At 43.3% G+C, this 20386-nt stretch carries 10 protein-coding genes; 7 read left to right on the forward strand and 3 right to left on the reverse strand.

Annotation, left to right across the window (positions count from 1 at the left end):
• Positions 1-47 precede the first annotated feature (47 nt).
• From H3V11_RS03075 to H3V11_RS03095, 5 genes are all read left to right on the forward strand, one after another.
• Positions 48-1649 (forward strand): ABC transporter ATP-binding protein, encoded by a 1602-nt coding sequence (locus H3V11_RS03075; protein WP_198223575.1) that lies wholly within the window; start codon positions 48-50, stop codon positions 1647-1649.
• Positions 1646-3238 (forward strand): ABC transporter ATP-binding protein, encoded by a 1593-nt coding sequence (locus tag H3V11_RS03080; protein WP_198223576.1) that lies wholly within the window; start codon positions 1646-1648, stop codon positions 3236-3238. Before H3V11_RS03075 ends, H3V11_RS03080 begins: the two co-directional genes overlap by 4 nt.
• A 63-nt stretch (positions 3239-3301) precedes the next feature.
• Positions 3302-4090, forward strand: coding sequence for a 4'-phosphopantetheinyl transferase (locus H3V11_RS03085; protein WP_198223577.1), 789 nt, complete (start codon positions 3302-3304; stop codon positions 4088-4090).
• Positions 4091-4254: 164 nt separating this feature from the next.
• Complete coding sequence (locus tag H3V11_RS03090) at positions 4255-5418, forward strand: isochorismate synthase MenF (RefSeq protein WP_198223578.1); 1164 nt, start codon at positions 4255-4257, stop codon at positions 5416-5418.
• A gap of 20 nt (positions 5419-5438) precedes the next feature.
• Entirely contained in the window at positions 5439-6206 is a 768-nt protein-coding gene (locus H3V11_RS03095; RefSeq protein ID WP_198223579.1) for an SDR family oxidoreductase, read from the forward strand.
• Between the two features lie 40 nt (positions 6207-6246).
• Here H3V11_RS03095 and H3V11_RS03100 read toward each other — a convergent pair whose 3' ends face one another.
• The 3 genes from H3V11_RS03100 to H3V11_RS03110 all read right to left on the reverse strand — a co-directional run bounded on the left by H3V11_RS03100 (position 6247) and on the right by H3V11_RS03110 (position 7608).
• A complete protein-coding gene (locus tag H3V11_RS03100; protein WP_198223580.1) occupies positions 6247-6717 on the reverse strand; it encodes a hypothetical protein in 471 nt (156 codons plus the stop codon).
• Between the two features lie 102 nt (positions 6718-6819).
• Complete coding sequence (locus H3V11_RS03105; protein ID WP_370524065.1) at positions 6820-7047, reverse strand: helix-turn-helix domain-containing protein; 228 nt, start codon at positions 7045-7047, stop codon at positions 6820-6822.
• A gap of 12 nt (positions 7048-7059) precedes the next feature.
• On the reverse strand, positions 7060-7608 hold the full coding sequence (locus tag H3V11_RS03110) for a DUF2975 domain-containing protein (RefSeq protein WP_198223581.1): 549 nt from the start codon (positions 7606-7608) through the stop codon (positions 7060-7062).
• A gap of 629 nt (positions 7609-8237) precedes the next feature.
• On the opposite strand from H3V11_RS03110, the gene H3V11_RS03115 reads away from it, so the two are divergent.
• Entirely contained in the window at positions 8238-9155 is a 918-nt protein-coding gene (locus H3V11_RS03115; RefSeq protein WP_198223582.1) for a DMT family transporter, read from the forward strand.
• Between the two features lie 1521 nt (positions 9156-10676).
• Entirely contained in the window at positions 10677-19982 is a 9306-nt protein-coding gene (locus tag H3V11_RS03120; protein ID WP_198223583.1) for an ESPR-type extended signal peptide-containing protein, read from the forward strand.
• Positions 19983-20386: the final 404 nt, after the last annotated feature.

Genomic DNA, 20386 nt, shown 5'->3' on the forward strand with positions numbered 1-20386 from the left:
TGCAAATAATTAGCCGGACGCTGCATACAGCTTTGGGAACATAAAACATGACTGACTTAAATCTATCCGGCAAGAGCATACCGCCCGCTCTGGCACATCAGTGGCGGGTAGCCCTGCCCGGGCTGATAAGCGGTACACTTGCCGCCGTAATTGCCGGTATCGCTATGCTGGCAGGGCTGTGGTTTATCATTAAATTTATCGATAACATGAGCTGGCGCTGGCTGAATTATGCACTGGTCAGCTGGCTGCTGGCCGCTTTGTTTACGGCCTTGTCCTCATGGCTGGCACATCAGGCAGAAAGCCGCTTTGCGGCGGCTTTACGCCGGACAGTGGCACAGCATTTAATCCGCCTGCCGTCCAATATACTGGCTAAACAGAATGAGCAGACACTTAAACAGCTGCTAACCGATGATGTTGCCAGTTTGCATCATATGCTGGCGCATTTACCCGGTGAGATTGCCGTATTCACGGTTATTCCGCTTTTATCCATCGGTATCCTTGTTTATTTTATCGGCATATCGGCAATATGGGTATTATTACCCGGACTGATTGCTTCGGTTTATTATCTCATCATCATACCGCGCATGACCCGGCGTGACGGTACCGCACGCATGCAGGTAATGCTGGATATTATTAATAAGGCCGATGAATATGTACGCGGGATTCCGGTTTATCGTATTTACGGGCAGCATTCCAGCGCATTAACTGCCTATACAGAAGCAACTGAAAAATTTACCCGCAATATGGTGCACTGGGTAGCCAAGGCAGCCACACCGGCAGCCATAGCCACTGCTATGTTACAGGCAGTAGCAACATTTGCCATTGGCTACTGGGTCAGTTATACACAGGACACCACTACTCTGGCTGCCACCCTGTTATTCAGTCTGGCCATTGTGACACCAGCATTACGTCTCGGGCATGGTATTGATTACATCAGAGCCGGACGCGCTGCTGCCAAACGTCTGACCGAATTTTTACATCAGCCCTTATTACCGGCCGGAACCATAAATCATCTGCCGGAGCCGGCAGTATTATCTATGCATGATGCAATTTTTTCTCAGGAAGAACAGCCGGTTTTACGCAAACTCAGCTTCACATTTCCCGCCGGTGCCATTACTGCTATTACCGGCCCCAGCGGGGCAGGTAAAACCACTTTACTCAATGCATTAGCCGGATACATACCATTGACATCCGGAACTGTTCAACTGGGTAAGACCGATCTGTCTGCATTACATGACGACACCCGCCACCGGCTGATTCTGTTTATTCCGCAAGGATATGATGTTTTAGACAATACGATTCGTGCCAATCTGGCCTTAACTGCTCCTGATGCCAGCGATGAAGTCATGCAGCAGGCTCTGGCCAGAGCCAATCTGAATCTGGATTTATCAACACCTGCCCGTACCCTGTCCGGCGGAGAAAAACAGCGTATCTGCATTGCACGGGCTTTTCTCACTCAGGCAGAAATTATCTTAATGGATGAGCCTACCAGTGCGCTGGATGATCAGAATGCCCGGGAAATATTTCAGGCTTTGCAGGAACTGGCTCATACGGCGCCTAAAACCATTATCATTGTTACTCACCAGCCGGCTCTGGCCGATAAAGCCGATGCAAAACTGGTACTGGAAGCATTAAGGAGCGAGGCATGAATACAGCAGCCGGCAACAAACACTCCCTTTTTGAAACCATACCGGCCGCCACCAGACCCCGCCTGATTGCTGTCAGCATCGGCTGGATACTGGTTGCCGTACTGGAAGCATGTGCTTACACCATACTGGCTCTGGCTATAGTAAATCAGCAGTCGCCACTGTGGGTAGTGATTAGTGCTGCTATTGCCATAGTGATTACAGTACTGGTTACCCGTAACGGCTTTCTTACCGGCGTACGTCTGGCCGGAGATTTATTTGCCGCACTGGGGCGTTCTCTGTCCAGCGCTAAATTATCCTGGTTTAATGACCAGCGCCGTGCGGTTATCAGTAAAACTGCCGGACAGGAAATTCCGAATTTCATGAGCATTCCGGCACATCAGTTGCAGACGTTTTTACATGCGCCCTGTCTGCCCCTGTTTATCTGTATCGGGCTGGCCTTTGTTGCCGGTACAGGCATCATGTTAGCTGCACTGGCGATGATATTGCTGTCCTTACTATTACAAGTATGGGCACAATATGCTTTAAATAAAACTGATGCACAACGCCATCAGACCGAACTGGACAGCACCACGGCAACCATTGAACTGGTTGAACACCTTACTCTGCTGCGTACAGCCGCAGGATCGGCTCATGCGCTGGATACTATCCAGCAGCGCTGGAGCACTCAGGAAAACCTGCTAAGCAAAATTAACTGCAGTGCAGCCAGTGCAACGCTGATAGCTACTTTAGCTAATGTGCTGCCCATGGCAGGTATGGCGGTTTATTGTATTTTATCCGCTCAGAACGATGAATACCTGATACTGGCTGTATTATTACTGATGGGGCGCGCCGGCGCACCATTAAGTGCACTGGCTACTGCCGGTCTGAGCATTAATGATTTAATCAGCTCACTGCGCCACTTTCAGCAACTTACCCATCCGCCGGTACTGCCTGAAACAGAAGAAACGCGCACCCCGAAGCATGCACAGTTATCTCTGCATAATCTGAACTGTATCACCGGCTCGACAACCATTAATCAGGATATCCCCGAAGGTGCGCGCTTACACGTTGCCGGTGTTAGCGGCAGTGGCAAAAGTACCTTGCTGCAACTATGCCTGCGCTTTGATGATCCGGCTATGGGTGAAATCAAATTAGACGGCATTCCGCTGCCTCAACTGTCTTATCAGACACTGACAGACAATATGGCTTATGTCGCTCAGAACCCGATTATTTTTACCGGCACTCTGGCAGACAATATCCGCATCGGCCGTTTTGATGCCAGTGACGCTGAAATCGAAGCTATTGCCAAACAATGTATGCTGGGAACAGTTATCGACCGGACGGATGAAGGCATTCACCAACATGTCGGCCAGCAGGGCTCTGCCCTATCCGGCGGCGAACAGCAGCGCGTAGCCATTGCCCGTGCTCTTATCAAGCATGCGCCGATACTGATTCTGGATGAAGCCACATCAGCACTGGATGAAAGTACGGAACAACAACTGATTGATACTATACTCAGCCAGTCCTGCACCCTGATTTTTGTGTCGCATCGCAGTGCGGCTCCGTGGCAGCCTACCCTGACTCTGGATTTATCGCCGAATATTACATAAACACCAGATATGATTCAGGCAAATACTACTGATTAGCGCCATATCTTAAAATACAGGCTATGCATGTCATTTATATCAGACCCGGGCAGAACAGACTGCCGGCAAAACACTTCTGCCGGCAGCAGAAAATTGCTATTGCCGGTGAATGATTCGCATGCATTATTCAGTCATCACACAATCAGCATCGGCGATAACACCATTCACCAGATATGCATGCCATTAGCCGACACAGCGGTTTTGCATAAAATTGGTCAGATACATAACATCTTTCTGCCGGACAACATCAGACAAAGCCGGCACAAACGCCAGACAGAATTTATAGCCGGCCGGCTGGCGGCAAAATATGCATTATTACAGTATGATTACAGCAACTTTAATCTGAAAACAGGCTCACAGGGACAGCCGCTTTTTCCTGAATCCTTACAGGGAAGTCTGAGCCACACCAGCAATCAGCGCCAATGTCTGGCTATTGCCTGCGTACAGAAAAAACAGCCGACACACCGCTATCTGGGTATCGATATTGAATACCGGCAGCATCAGAGTATTATGAATGAGCATAAATCCACTCTGAGCCTGTTTCTCCGGGCGGCCGAATTACGCTATATAACCGAACACGGTACTGACCTGCCGCTGATGGCGCTGCTGCTTTTTTCAGCTAAAGAAAGCATTATCAAAGCATGGTTTCATCAATATCAGAAACTGATTAATTTTACTGATATAGCTTTCCGGTCGTATCGTCATTCATACCTGAATTTCCTGATTGATTCACCGCTTACCCATGCAAATCCGCAAACAGCAGAAGTTTATTTCCATTGCACAAAAGAAAAAATAATAACCATTGCATATATCTGAAACAGCTTGTGGCTGAATTTTGCACAGAAGAGAAAATTTTTCTGTATTTTTATTATATTTAATTGATAATGATTACTATTTGCACTAATATCAACAAACTTACATAGCCTGATTTATCTATACTTTTCATTACATACAACCCGCATCTGTCTACAGGTAATAAAATGACGATTACAGAATCAAGCGTTGTTTCCCGCTCTCCTATTCAATCTCAGGATCAGTTTGCCTGTTTTGCAACCAGACAGCATCACATCAGTGCCAGACATCTTATCCATAAAATACACATGCCGGTTAATCAGTCCGAATCCTGCAATCAGCAGATTGCCGACTGTTTTAATCACATCAAAGCACAGGGATATGCCAATCCCATTCTTATTGCTGCTATTCCATTTGATACCAGAAAAAACGGTACCTTAAATTTTTACAGTGAATTTAATCAAACTTCACCAGCTCACTTTGAGCACAATACTGCTTCAGCAGGCAAAACTGCAAACTCACTTATCCGCAAAAAATCATTGGTTGAGCGGCAGGCATTCGAACACAGTGTTCAAACGGCTTTAAGCGCTATGGCGGATAAACAGATGCAAAAAATTGTGCTGTCACAGGCAACAGAATTTGAATTTGCCCGGCAGTACAGCCCGGATGATTTACTGAATATCCTTATCCGGCAAAATCCTGATGCCTATAAATTTATGATTCCTGTAGAAGAAGACCAGTACATTTTTGGTGCCAGCCCGGAATTACTGCTATCGCGCCAGCAGCAACAGGTACGCAGTAACCCGCTGGCCGGCTCCCGACCGCGTCCTGCCATTCCGGAACACAACAGCCAGACTCAGACAGAACTTTATCAGTCGGCCAAAGACAGGTATGAACATCAGCTGGTTATCGATAATATCCGGCACAAGCTCAGCAGCTATTGCTCAGCGTATCAGGCATCAGAAATACCCGAAATTTTAACTACATCAACCATGTTTCATCTGTCATCAATCTTTCAGGGGCAACTGAAAGCCGATGCGCCCGATGCACTTAATCTGGCACTTCATCTGCATCCCACACCGGCCGTTTGCGGCACACCAACGGATATCGCCAGAGACTTTATTCTCAATCATGAAGGCTATAACCGTCATTACTACAGCGGACTGAATGGCTGGATGGATGCCAGCGGGAACGGAGAATGGGTCGTTACTATCCGCAACGGCTTACTGAATCACAATATTATCCGCCTGTATGCCGGAGCAGGCATCGTTGCAGGCTCAGACGCAGCAGCAGAATGGTTTGAAACCGAAGCCAAAATGCAAACTATGCTCAATGTATTTCAGCAACAGTAACATTATCTGGAGAAACAACCATGCAGCAAGCCATTATCGTTACCGGTGCAGCCCAGGGTATAGGGGCTGCGATTGTTACTAAACTGCTCGAACAGCACTATCATGTTATCGGAATCGATAAACAGCCCTATTCGCCGAGCTGGCCGGTACAACAGATGATTGAAGCCCAGTATCAGACTTACTGGACAAGCATTAGTCAGGATATCACTGCTTTCGAAGAAACCCGTATATTACTCAATACACTGATTAATCAATACAATATAACCGGTCTGGTTAATGTGGCCGGAGTATTAATCCTTACACCATTACTGAGTGCCACTAAAGCACAATGGCAAACCAGCCTGAATGTTAATCTGCTGGCGCCCATATTCATCAGCCAGCATTTAGCCGCACATTTCCGGCAGCAGCGACAAGGCTGTATTGTTACCGTCAGCTCTAACAGTGCCCGCATGGCGCGCACGGAGATGGGTTTATATGCCACCACCAAAGCAGCACTCAGTCATTTCTGCCGCAATCTTGCTCTGGAAGTTGCCCCGTATGTCCGGGTTAATATCGTTTCACCGGGCTCTACCCTCACAGCGATGCAACAACAATTATGGACCGACAACGAACCACCGGCCGGCATACTGGATGGTGACTTAACACAATATCGTCTTGGCATTCCTCTCAGAAAACTGGCTCAGCCGGCAGATATCGCCAATACCGTTTCTTTCCTGCTCTCTGAAGAAGCCGCACAGATCACTATGCAGGAAATTGTTGTAGATGGCGGGGCAACACTGGGCATCTGATTCGCTTTTATGTTCTCCGGATTGTAGATTTTCTTAAAATCTATAGTTTTTTTTGATATTCAACTATAGAGATTCCATCAGTATGACTAATGTTTAGCTTCACATAATTCCATGTGAAAATTTTCTCCATAGAATTTAACTTCCTTAACTTAGGGTTGTATTTAGATACTAAAACTAAAAACCAAGTATTATCTGTAACAATTCCTAGTGAACCTGGGAGTTCTATAACTACTTGACCATTAAAATCTAGGCTATTGTATAAACAGACATCAATAGGTTGCCAGAGTTCCTCCTCTGTACATTCCGATAAATCATTCCTGTGACCAATTATTTCAAAGTGATATAGCTTTGGTTTAGAACTGCAGATCTTTTGTTCAAATATTACACCTTCATTTTTATTAAGAAATAAATGAATTTTCTCAGTTTTCTTATTTCTATAGAACCTAGGAAATTTCAAATTATTTTCATCTATTAATTTCCTATCTACAGGTTCCCAATCAATATCAAGCATAATCACTCCTTATCTAAAGAAAACAGATAAAATACGATTTTTATTTTAGTTTTTCTTATGGGTAAAATATGGTAATGCGCTAATGAAACGACATGATAACGGTTACAATGTCGTTTCCGGGTGATTATCTTTAATATATTCCAATATATCAGCCGGCTGCGAATCCAGATACTGACAGATTGCCTCCAGCGTAGCCAGCCTGATACCTTTTACTTTTCCCTGTTTAAGCAAAGATAAGTTTTGCTCGGTAATACCAATAGCAGCAGCCAGCTCTTTTGATTTCACTTTCCGTTTAGCAAGCATAACATCTAAATTTATTCTAATCGGCACATTAAACTCCTGTTAAATAAACTGCTTATTTTCTTCTGCAATCTGGCATGCTTTTTTTAGTATCTGACCGATAATCATAATACTGATAGAAGGGAATAACAGAATTAAATCACTACTTTCAAATGATATCGAAATATACCGATCCGGAAAATGATTATTAAGCGTTAAGATAAACGATAGCAGAGGCTCTGAGAGCAATTGTAAAACCTCCCAAATCACCAAATCTTTACCAAAGGCATAACAGTAATTTGCTGATTTCACAGAAAAATAATCTGCTTTACTGTAGCTTAGAAACAGTAATCTGAGCTGAACGAAACCATAAACCAGAATCGCAATGATTATGGTATCAATTAAGGTAGCAGAAACTGCCTGCCATAAAGAAAGTCTGGATATATCAATATCAGCATTACCATCACCCATACTATGAGTAATAAAAAATGAATATCCGCCGGAATTCAGTCCGATATTATGAATATCAAAAAATAAAATAATAAAGGAGATACCATGCCGATACCGATACAGAATATAGGAATCAGGGTTAACTGAGACATTAATTTGCAATAACGGTTTAATCGGGAATGTGTTTCAAGCATTACAGTGTTCATGTTTAATACCTTTTTATAAAAAATATAAAAACCAGGCATACAATATCATGTAAATGTAAATTTAAAAATAAAAAATTAAAATAAAACGATAATAATTTATTATATAAAATTAATAATTATAATTATTCATCAACCAGATAAGACAATAGCCGGCTTTTATATATAGTGAACTAAACCTGTTCCCTGCTGATACAGAATTAATCTTCAAATAACCATTAAACCGGTACAGAATAAAACAATCATTTAAGTGGTCGGTTACATCATCAAATGTTATAAAAATAATCAGCACCGGCGATAATAAATATATTTATTTAGCATAATTAAAACCAGTAAAAATATTTCTGCTCTGACTTCTATTCAGTAAATACAAATTCAGAAACCGAGAGATGGGACGGGCAATCAAGAATTCTTAAAACTATAAAAACAGACTTGTTAAACAGTATAGAATATTGGCTTTAGCATATGATTATTTAATTATCGTGTCAGATAGCTACATGTTTGAATGAATGATCGGAACCTGATTCTGAGTTTAGTCAGCATATTCGAAATCTGCCATGTGGAAAGATTTATCGGAGAAAGTCCATAATGCCTAAAGCTTTAGCCGGAATTTTATTTGCACTATCAGCAGCCGCACTAAATGGTTCTATAGGTATTATCAGTAAATTACTGATGGCCAGTGGATTGAATCCTTATGAAATAGCGTTTTATAAAACGTTTCTGGCTTTGGTTTTTGTTTCACTACTTTTGATACGTACTCCATTTGCCCGGCAAATTCAGATAGTTGCCCCTGTATCAGATAATAATATAAAAATCTGGATGCATATTGGTCTGTGTGCTCTGTTTGGAATATTTACTTTGTTTTTCTTTGAAACAATCGCTTACGGGCATGGCAGTGCGGCGAATGTAGTCGTGATACTCATGGCTTCCGCTACGATAGCTGCACTAGTTTTCGGCTGCTTATTATTAAATGAAAAAATTAAAATATCAGCCGTTTCCGGTGTTGCTGTTGCAATCGCCGGCATTAGCGTTATTTCATGGTCTGGACAGGCCTCATTATTGTTATTGATATTTGCCAGTGCCGCAGGAGCCGGTTACGGGTTGTTTAGTGTATTGGTTAAGAAATTCGGTTTACATGGTGGTATTTATCTGACCAGATTTTTATTATTGTTTGGTCTGATCTATCTGGCTATACCCTATTTAGCAACCTTCCGGCAAAACCCTTTTGATTTTCACTGGCAACCCGTCGCAGGGCTGATAGCTTTGGCCATTTTACCTACTATTCTGGGATTTTACTGTACTACCAAAGCACTTGGTTATTTATCCGCTGCTCAGGTTCAGGTAACTGAATTAGCTGAGCCAATATTTGCCATGCTGATGGGCTGGCTGATTCTGTCTGAATTACCTGACTATGCTTTTTTCCTCGGTGCTCTGTTAATTATTATCGGTATTATGCTGATTAATAATGTATTGGGTTTATTAGAAACTTATTTTTTAAAAGAATAAAGATCAGCAAAAGGTAATCACTCTTTTGTTAGTTATCATATCTTTAATCAAAAAATCTGCAATGCTGATACCCTGGCAGAAAATACACTATTCATAATTCCACTTTTAATATATTTTTTTATTGATGTTTTATAGCATTCACTTTTATTTATCACCCTGAAAACTAATTTTCTTTAAAGATAAAAAAGCAATCTATAATAGAATTAATTTAGCCAAAAAACTAAACCCGTTGATTCATTCTAATATATAAATTAATTTTGATTTGCAATGTACAAATTTAATAGATTTCTCCCGCCAGAATTAAAATTCGTTCTGAAGAAATCTGAAAAGTTACACTTTTATGATATTAATATGCTATTACAAATAAGATATTGAACCAAATGGAGCGGTTTAATATCATAATACTAATTATCTAAATAGCATTATGATATTGATAAACGTATGGATACCTCATTTAATATACTACAAGGAACATTAAACGAATTTGATGATATATCATAACTTTTCTCTGAATATCGAGAATTTTATGGTATTAAGGATTGTCATTCTGAATCAAAATAATTCATTAAAGAAAGATTGAAAAACAATGATTCAATCATTTTTCTAGCCTACGACAATAAAACAGCATATGGTTTTATACAGTTATATTTTTCATATTCTTCTTTAGTTATATCACTCACTATCATTTTGAATGACTTATATATTATAAAAAGCCACAGAAGATGCGGTGTTGCCACCCATTAATGGAAAACTAAGAAACTTCGCTAGTAATTCTGCCTATGACGGCATTCCATTATGCACATCAATCGATAATCTCAAAGCCAGAGCTCTGTATGAAAAGTCAGGTTATAAAATTGATGATCAATTTGTTTACTAATTTTTAGAACTAGATAAAAAGTGCGATATGAAAATTTATGATTTAGCCGGCTAATTTGTTCGTCTTACTTTCTCATCTCTGCTGATTTGGATTTAAATTTTCTTAAATCCAAATTATTTTTTATCTTTAATATCCGTTTTAAATAATTTGCAAATATCAAATATTTCTTTTTCTATCATTCACAGCCACAAAATGGCATTGTTCACTGTTTCTCTCTCATTTTTATTCTTTATTTTAATTTTTACATTAAATTCTTACATTTAAAGTTAATTATAAATAAGTACATTTATATTTTTTCATGTTAATTCTATATATTTAATATTAATTATTCAGTTTGCTCATACCTTTGTATTAAAAAGTTACAAGATTAAGTTAATCACTTATCTATTCTGAAAATATTGATAATAAATAATTAAGAATTTATAAGCTTTTATTTTTCAAGCGTAATCTTTTTCATTAATTGGATTTAACGCTGGGTAAACCTTTGTCATTGTTTATTCCGGAAGATTATTTCCTGAGTCGGTTATCTGCTGATACAGCCGTCAAGATAAGCAGATATTTTACAGCTGGGTAAGCAGATTCAAATTGTAGTACAGGGGGTTGGATTGTTGGTTTTGTAACTTTAATCAATCAGGAGAAAACCTATGAACAAGGTTTATCGGAATGTCTGGAATGAAAATACCCAAACATGGGTAGCCGCATCAGAGCTGGCGAATAGTAAAACCAAATCAAATACTGTTTGTGAACAATCAATAGTTAAAAAAATTATTAATAAGCTAGGACTGAAAAAAATTGTTAGTGTAACAATCACAGCGCTGATTTTAGAATGGCAGGCAATTGCTCCAGTATATGCAGCTAATGCGGCAATTGTCGGCGGCAATAACAGCGGTACAGTTTGGCCTGGTGGCGGCTATCAATATGGCGGCCATGGTAGCATGGTATTCTCGGGTGATGACGACCATTGTGGTGCAGACAGAGTTAATGGTCGCAGAACCGTTTCAGACGGCATTACAGCAAAAGATGAATACTTACGTTTCATTAGAAATACTGCGTTTGGAACCAGTCATCCATACGGAAGCGTAACTTCTAACAAAGCAGAAGCATGGAGTGATGAAGGTAAGACCGATGGCGGAACCGGTTATCAGGCCGCCCCTACCGGCGGTGATAACAATGCAATGCCTGTAGCTTATGGTATTTATTCTTTTGCCTATGGCTGCGGTTCTTACGCTACCGGGAATTATTCCACTGCATTCGGAGCTAACGCAACTGCAACTGCGGGCGGAGCAATGGCTTTCGGCGTAGCATCTCTGGCTTCCGGCGCTGCATCAATTGCCTTTGGTATAAGCTCTCAGGCAACTGGTATTTCCAGTGTGGCTCTGGGCTCTATGGCTTCTTCAAATGGTACCGGCAGCGTAGCAGTTGGTTTAAGCAGTGCTGCAAATAAAGATGCAGCGGTTGCTTTGGGTGCCGGTGCAACTGCATCCGGTAACAGCAGTGTGGCAGTCGGTAATGCAGCACAGGCAGTTGGCGATCAGAGTATCAGTATTGGCGCGGGTAATCAGGTCAGCGGGCGTAAATCCGGGGCAATCGGCGGTGTACAAAGCAATGCCATTTTCAAGGATGGTGAAATAATTGCAGCCCAGAGCAACCCAACCAATATTACCGGTAACAACACTTATTCTCTTGGTAACGAAAACGGCACAATTGCTGTTGATGATTCTGGTGTTTTCGGTAATAAAAATACCATTAGCGGTACAACTGAAGGCGTAAATAATATCCGTATTGTTGGTAATAACAATACTGTTAGTTCAGCCAAAGATTTGGTTTTTGGTAATGATAATACTGTTAGTTCAGCCAAAGATTTGGTTTTTGGTAATGATAATACCGTCACGGCCACTCGTGGCCTGATTCTGGGCAATGATAACACGGTTAATGCCGATCGTGGCTTAATTATTGGTAATAACACAAGTACAGGTGCCAATGCTACTGATGCAATTGCTATTGGTAATTCTGTCAGCGTTAGCAATGCCAGTGGTATTGCAATAGGTACCAATGCTACGACTATTGTAGACACAGGTGTCGCTCTGGGCAGCGGATCAGTTGCCGATATTGAGAAAGGAAAAACCGGCTTTGACCCTACTGGTACAAATTCTGCTGCGAATAATCCGACCTGGACCAGCACCGCAGGTGCTGTTGCTATTGGTAATGCAGGCAGCGGAATAACCCGTCAGTTAACCGGTCTGGCAGCAGGTACAAACGATACCGATGCGGTGAATGTGGCACAGATGAAAAATCTGGCCAGTGTTACAACCACTGGTTTAAGCTCGTTGTCTACTGCTGTAAGCAAAGTCGGTGATATGAGCAATGTTAATAGTAATATCAGCACACTGAACAGCAATGTTTCTGCTTTGCAGTCTGATGCACTGCAATGGAAAAACAATGCCGATGGGTCTGGTGCCTATGATGCCAGCCATGGTACTAATCAGGCGCAGAAGATTACTAATGTGGCTGCCGGTCTGGTGGAAGACGGTTCTACTGATGCAGTTAATGCCAGCCAGCTTTATCAGGTATCTACTTCTTCTGCTAGTGGTATCACTTCTTTATCTACTGTTGCTCTTAGCACTACCGGTAAACTGAATACGGTAAGCAGCAATGTTTCTGCTTTGCAGTCTGATGCGCTGCAATGGAAAAACAATGCCGATGGTTCCGGTGCCTATGATGCTAGCCATGGTACTAATCAGGCACAGAAGATTACCAATGTGGCAGACGGTCAGATGATAAATGGTTCTACTGATGCGGTTAATGCCGGTCAGCTTTATCAGGTATCTACTTCTTCTGCTAGTGGTATCACTTCTTTATCCACTGTTGCTCTTAGCACTACCGGTAAGCTGAATACGGTAAGCAGCAATGTTTCTACTTTACAGTCTGATGCGCTGCAATGGAAAAACAATGCCGATGGTTCCGGTGCCTATGATGCCAGCCATGGTACTAATCAGGCTCAGAAGATTACTAATGTGGCTGCCGGTCAGTTGGCAGACGATTCTACTGATGCAGTCAATGCCAGCCAGCTTTATCAGGTATCCACCTCTTCTGCTTCCGGTATCACTTCTTTATCTACCGCTGCTCTAAACACCACCGGTAAACTAAATACGGTAAGCAGCAATGTTTCTGCTTTGCAGTCTGATGCACTGCAATGGAAAAATAATGTCAATGGTATCGGCGGCTTTTATGATGCCAGCCATGGTACTAATCAGGCACAGAAAATTACCAATGTAGCTGCCGGTCAGCTGGCAGACAATTCTACTGATGCGGTCAATGCCGGTCAGCTTTATCAGGTATCCACCTCTTCTGCTTCCGGTATCACTTCTTTATCTACCGCTGTGAGCCGTGTCAGTGATATGGCCAATGTGAATGGTAATATCAGTACACTGAGCAGCTCTGTTGCTGATTTAAAATCTGATGCGCTGCAATGGAAAAAGAATACCGATGGTTCCGGTGCCTATGATGCCAGCCATGGTACCAATCAGGCGCAGAAAATTACCAATGTGGCAGACGGTCAGCTGATAAATGGTTCTACTGATGCGGTTAATGCCGGTCAGCTTTATCAGGTATCCACCTCTTCTGCTTCCGGTATCACTTCTTTATCTACCGCTGCTCTTAGCACTACCGGCAAACTAAATACGGTAAGCAGCAATGTTTCTGCTTTGCAGTCTGATGCGCTGCAATGGAAAAACAATGCCGATGGCTCTGGTGCCTATGATGCCAGCCATGGTACTAATCAGGCGCAGAAGATTACTAATGTGGCTGCCGGTCAGCTGGCAGACAGTTCTACTGATGCAGTTAATGCCAGCCAGCTTTATCAGGTATCCACCTCTTCTGCTTCCGGTATCACTTCTTTATCTACCGCTGCTCTAAACACCACCGGTAAACTGAATACGGTAAGCAACAATGTTTCTGCTTTGCAGTCTGATGCGCTGCAATGGAAAAATAATGTTAATGGTATCGGCGGCTTTTATGATGCCAGTCATGGCACTAATCAGGCACAGAAAATTACCAATGTAGCTGCCGGCCAGCTGGCAGACAATTCTACTGATGCGGTTAATGCCAGTCAGCTCTACCATTTATCCACCTCTTCTTCTACCAGCTTTAACTCATTGTCTACCGCTGTGAGCCGTGTCAGTGATATAGCCAATGTAAATGGTAATATCAGTACACTGAGCAGTTCTGTTGCTGAATTACAGTCTGATGCGCTGCAATGGAAAAAGAATACCAACGGCTCTGGTGCCTATGATGCCAGCCATGGTACCAATCAGGCGCAGAAGATTACCAATGTAGCTGCTGGTCTGATAAATGAAAATTCTACTGATGCGATTAATGCCGGTCAGCTTTATCAGGTATCTACTTCTTCTGCTTCCGGTATCACTTCTTTATCCACTGTTGCTCTAAGCACTACCGGTAAACTGAATACGGTAAGCAACGATGTCTCAACTTTAAAATCTGATGCATTGCAGTGGAAAAGTAATGTAGACGGTAGCGGAGCTTATGATGCCAGTCACGGAACTAATCGTGCGCAGAAAATCACCAATATTGCTGCCGGTCATATAGATGAATACTCTACTGAGGCAGTCAATGCTGCTCAGTTTTATCAGCTATCTACTTCTTCATCTACCGGACTGAGTACATTATCATCCACTTTAAATCGTGCTGGTGATCTGACGAATGTTAACAGTAATATCAGTACATTAACTACTAAAGTGAATGATTTGGTTATTGATGCTCTGCAATGGCATGGAAATGCAGATGGTTCCGGTTTTTACGATGCCAGTCACGGAACCAACCGTGCGCAGAGAATCACCAATATTGCCGCCGGTCAGGTTAATGAACATTCTACTGATGCGGTCAATGCTGCCCAGCTCTACAGCTTATCCACAACGACTTCAACCAGTCTGAGTAATTTGAATGAGGCAGTAGCCACTACTGGTAATATTGCCAATATCTCTCATAATGTCAATGTTTTAAATGACCAGGTAAGTACTCTGCTCGGTGGCGCGCTGCAATGGAAAAGTAATGCTGATGGCTCAGGCTTTTATGATGCTAGCCACGCAACAAGTAGTCCGCAGAAAATCAGCAATGTAGCAGCCGGTGTACTGGATGAGCATTCTACTGATGCAGTCAATGCCGCTCAGCTCTACAGCTTGTCTACAATCACTTCGACCAGCCTGAGTAATCTGAATGAAGCGGTAGCTACTACTGGTAATATTTCTACTGTTGCCAGCAATGTTTATGTTCTGAATACTCAAGTTAGCTCTCTGCTCAGTAATGCGTTGCAATGGCATGGAAATGCTGATGGTTCTGGTTTTTACGATGCCAGCCATGGAACATCCAGTCCTCAGAAAATCAGTAATTTAGCGGCCGGTGTACTGGATGAGCATTCTACTGATGCGGTTAATGCCGCTCAGCTCTACAGCTTGTCTACAACCACTTCAACCAGTCTGAGTAATCTGAACGCAGCGGTGGCCAATACAGGTAATGTTACCAACATCACTAATAATGTTACTCAGCTAATGGCTGATGCCCTGCAATGGAAAAAAAATACCGATGGATCAGGTGTTTATGATGCCAGCCATGGCACCACTCAGGCGCAGAAGATTACTAATGTGGCTGCCGGTCAGCTGGAAGACGGCTCTACTGATGCGGTTAATGCCAGTCAGCTTTATCAGTTATCCACCTCTTCTGCTACCAACTTCAGCTCACTGTCTACTGTTGTAAGCCGTGCCGGTGATCTGACCAATATCAATGGTAGTATCAGTACACTAAGCAGCTCTGTTGCTGATTTACAGTCTGATGCGCTGCAATGGAAAAACAATACCGATGGTTCTGGTGCCTATGATGCCAGCCATGGTACCACTCAGGCGCAGAAGATTACTAATGTGGCTGCCGGTCTGATGGAAGACGGTTCTACAGATGCAGTTAATGCCAGCCAGCTTTATCAGGTATCCACCTCTTCTGCTTCCGGTATCACTTCTTTATCTACCGCTGCTCTAAACACCACCGGTAAACTGAATACGGTAAGCAGCAATGTTTCTGCTTTACAGTCTGATGCGCTGCAATGGAAAAAGAACACCGATGGTACTGGTGCCTATGATGCCAGCCATGGCACCACTCAGGCGCAGAAGATTACTAATGTGGCTGCCGGTCAGCTGGCAGACGGTTCTACTGATGCAGTTAATGCCGGTCAGCTCTATCAGTTATCCACCTCTTCTTCTACCAGCTTCAGCTCACTGTCTACTGTTGTAAGCCGTGCCGGTGATCTAACCAATATCAATGGTAATATCAGTACAGCAAACAGCAATATCGCTGCTTTACAGTCTGATGCGCTGCAATGGAAAAAGAATGTCAATGGTAACGGCGGCTTTTACGATGCCAGTCATGGTACCAGTCAGGCACAGAAAATTACCAATGTGGCTGCCGGTCAGCTGGCAGACGGTTCTACTGATGCAGTCAATGCCGGTCAGCTCTATCAGTTATCCACCTCTTCTGCTACCAGCTTCAGCTCACTGTCTACTGTTGTAAGCCGTGCCGGTGATCTGACCAATATCAATGGTAATATCAGTACAGCAAACAGCAATATTGCTACTTTACAGTCTGATGCGCTGCAATGGAAAACCAATACCGATGGCTTTGGTGCCTATGATGCCAGCCATGGTACCAGTCAGGCTCAGAAGATTACCAATGTAGCTAACGGTGATCTGACGTATAACTCTACCGATGCTGTAAATGGCAGCCAGTTATCTACTACTAATTCCAATCTGAGTATCGTTTCCAGCTCAGTACACAAAGTGAACGATACAGTAAACAAACTGGAAAAAGACAGCTTGCAATGGGTACAGGAAGAGAATGGCAACAGTTATTATGATGCCAGCCATGGTGTTACCAATGCCCGGTATCGAATTACCAATGTTGCAAACGGTTCACTGGCACCTGATTCATCAGATGTAGTGAATGGCAGCCAGCTATATACTACAAATTCTAGTATTAATGCTGTATCCACTTCGGTAAATTCAGTAACTGCTGCTGTAACCAGACTGCAGGACAATACTCTGCAATGGAATGGATCTGCCTACGATGCCGGCCATGGTTCTACTATGGCGCAGAAAATCACCCGCGTAGCCGAAGCTGATTTAGCCCCGGATTCCACCGATGCAGTCAATGGCAGTCAGCTAAATCAGACTAATTCGAGGGTAGGCAGCTTAAGCTCTACAGTGGCGAATCTGAATGATAGCCTGAATAAGACCAATACGCGGATTAACAGTATTGCTGAATCCACTTCCAGAATTTCCGATAATTTGTCTTCTGCTACAGATAGAATCAATACTCTGGATCAGAATGCCCTGCAAATAAATGGTGAAAATTATGATGCAAACTACAAAAAAATCACCAATATTACAGGCGGAAAAATTGAACTGGGTTCAAATGAGGCAGTAACAGGCGGTCAGCTGTTTACCACCAATGATAAACTCAACACCGTTTCCTCCTCTGTAGGTAATCTGACTGGCAGACTGAATGGTGCTATTGACCGTCTGGATACAGTTTCCGGCGCAACAGCTACGCTGTCGACCAGCTTAGCAGAGGTTAACACCAGCATCAGTGACCTGCGACGCGATGCACTGGGTTGGAATGGTAATGCTTATGATGCCAGCCATGGTTCCGGCACTGCCCAGAAGATTACCAATGTAGCAAACGGTACAGTGAGCAATAGTTCTACCGATGCCGTTAATGGCAGCCAGCTGTATAATCTGTCCACCTCACTGAGCAGCAGTCTTTCCACTGTAACTGCCGGTAACAATACCGGACTCTCTACTACCAACAGTAATGTCTCTACTTTGTCTAGTAGTCTGAGTTCTGCGGTGAATAATATCAGTAATCTGCAACGCGATGCGCTGCAATGGAATGGTAATGCTTATGACGCCAGCCATGGCTCCGGCGCTGCCCAGAAGATTACTAACGTGGCCAACGGTACACTTAGCAGTGGCTCTACCGATGCTGTTAACGGTGACCAGCTGTATAATCTGTCCACCTCAATGATTAACAGTCTTTCCACTGTGACTGCCGGTAACAATACCGGACTTTCTACTACCAACAGTAATGTCTCTACTTTGTCTAGTAGTCTGAGTTCTGCGGTGAATAACATCAGTAATCTGCAACGCGACGCACTGCAATGGAATGGTAATGCTTATGATGCCAGCCATGGTTCCGGCGCTGCCCAGAAGATTACCAACGTGGCTGCCGGTCAGCTGGCAGACGGTTCTACTGATGCAGTCAATGCCGGACAGTTATACAGTATTTCGTCTTCCATCATTAGCAGTGTATCAAGCTCAGTTGATCAGGTAGTTACTGAGAGCAGGACAACGATAGAAACGATGAACAAAGATATCAAAGCTGCTCAGGATGATATTAAAACTGCTCAGGATGATATTAAGACCTCAAAACGTTTGATTGACGAATTGCAGAAGAACTCAGTGCATTTTGACGATGGTACAACAGCCTTCTCAAATCAGCTGACTCGTGAAGCAAGCAACGAAAGAACCATTAGTGGAGTTGCAGACGGACGAGTAGACGCAACGTCTAATCAGGCAGTAAATGGTCGTCAGCTCTATTCGCTGTCCACTTCCACCTCAACCAGTCTGTCCAGCCTGCAGGATCAGCTTCACCTTGCTTCCGGCACCATACCGGCAGGAATATCCACAACATTGAGCTCATTACAGCTTAATGCCCTGCAATGGAACGGTTCAGCTTACGATGCCAGCCATGGCTCCGGCACTGCCCAGAAAATTACCAATGTTGCTTCTGGTGATACAGGCCAGAATTCAACAGAGGCAGTGAATGGCAGCCAGCTGTGGCAAATGAAAAATGAATGGAAACAGGATTTACAAAGTCTTTCCAGCTCAGTGGATACCAAGCTGGCACAAAACAGTGGTGGCGGTAATGCTTCTGCGATCAATGAAGCAACTGAAAAAGCCAATCAGGCTATTTCGGATACCCAGAAACTGTCTGCTTCAACAGCTGATGCCCTGTCTGCAGTAGCAGCCAGCCTGGGCGGTAATGCCAGCTACAACCCGCTCACCAGAGCCGGCACAGGTGGTTTCACTGCACCAAGCTATACAACCAGCAATGCTGATGGTACTGCGGTAACAGCCAATAATGTAGGCGATGCCATTAACAATCTGTATAACGGCGGCAGCAAATATGCAAAAGTTAATTCCACTCAGGCTGTGGCTTCAGCAAGCGGAAGTGATGCTATTGCTGTAGGCGGTGCAGCAGCTGCCAGTGGTAAGGCTGCTGTAGCTATTGGTTCACAAGCAGCAGCCAGTGCAGAAAACGGCGTAGCTATTGGTAATCATGCCAGCGTTACTCAGAATGGCGGAATTGCGCTGGGTGCCAACTCTGTGGCCAATACGGCAGCAGGTATTAATGGCTACATTCCGGTTAGTGCCACAGCACAACAGGCAAGAGCCATTCAGGCAACCACCAGCACTCAGGCCGCTGTGTCTGTGGGTGACGCCGCCAATGGTGTTTACCGTCAGATTACAGGTGTCGCTGCAGGTACTGCTGACACTGATGCAGTCAATGTGGCACAGCTGAAAGGTGTTAATGCCCGCATGGAAAATATCAACCGCTATGTCAATGATGTTAACGACCGCGTACATCGTGTAGAACGGCGTGCCTATTCCGGTACTGCTCTGGCCATGGCACTGTCTGGTGCTTATCTGCCGCAGTTAAATGCCGGTGAACAGACAGTAGGTGTAGGCATGGGTTCATATCATGGTTATGCTGCAGTTGGTATTAACTACAAAGCCACAAACAATACCGGTAAGTTCTCATGGGGTGCAGGTGTCTCCACTACCGGACGTGAAACCGGCTTTAATGCAGGTATAGGCTATAAGTGGTAATCATCAGATAAATAGCTTCAAAATCGGGCATACCAGTGTATGCCCGATTTTTTGCTGAAAATAACAAATAAAAGCATTGAGAAATTACATTATCCTGATACTAAAGACTGAATGATGAAATACCAGTTTTTTTAGTTATATCAATTCGCTTCTAATACCAATAAAACAACACTTTAAAAATAAAACTGTTAACCATTAAACAAAAAATATTGCAAATACACTAAATCGAAGAATATGCAGCCGGTTTCTGTTTATTATCCATTTATATTATTCAATAGTCATCACAGCCTGTTCAGCGAATATGGCTACAGTTAAAGATATTCTGTCCTGTATACAATAAGTAATTACACAATCGTCTGCTTAATCTCGCATTTATCATAAAAATATGCAAAATACATAACAGC

This window comes from Snodgrassella sp. W8158 (genome assembly GCF_016100435.1).
Taxonomy (GTDB): domain Bacteria; phylum Pseudomonadota; class Gammaproteobacteria; order Burkholderiales; family Neisseriaceae; genus Snodgrassella; species Snodgrassella alvi.

Bases quoted from the DNA above. Each gene is read 5' to 3' on its own strand.
- H3V11_RS03075 (WP_198223575.1), top strand. From the start codon at position 48: ATGACTGACTTAAATCTATCCGGCAAGAGCATACCGCCCGCTCTGGCA.
- H3V11_RS03080 (WP_198223576.1), top strand. From the start codon at position 1,646: ATGAATACAGCAGCCGGCAACAAACACTCCCTTTTTGAAACCATACCG.
- H3V11_RS03095 (WP_198223579.1), top strand. From the start codon at position 5,439: ATGCAGCAAGCCATTATCGTTACCGGTGCAGCCCAGGGTATAGGGGCT.
- H3V11_RS03100 (WP_198223580.1), bottom strand. From the start codon at position 6,717: ATGCTTGATATTGATTGGGAACCTGTAGATAGGAAATTAATAGATGAA.
- H3V11_RS03120 (WP_198223583.1), top strand. From the start codon at position 10,677: ATGAACAAGGTTTATCGGAATGTCTGGAATGAAAATACCCAAACATGG.
- H3V11_RS03085 (WP_198223577.1), top strand. From the start codon at position 3,302: ATGTCATTTATATCAGACCCGGGCAGAACAGACTGCCGGCAAAACACT.
- H3V11_RS03090 (WP_198223578.1), top strand. From the start codon at position 4,255: ATGACGATTACAGAATCAAGCGTTGTTTCCCGCTCTCCTATTCAATCT.
- H3V11_RS03115 (WP_198223582.1), top strand. From the start codon at position 8,238: ATGCCTAAAGCTTTAGCCGGAATTTTATTTGCACTATCAGCAGCCGCA.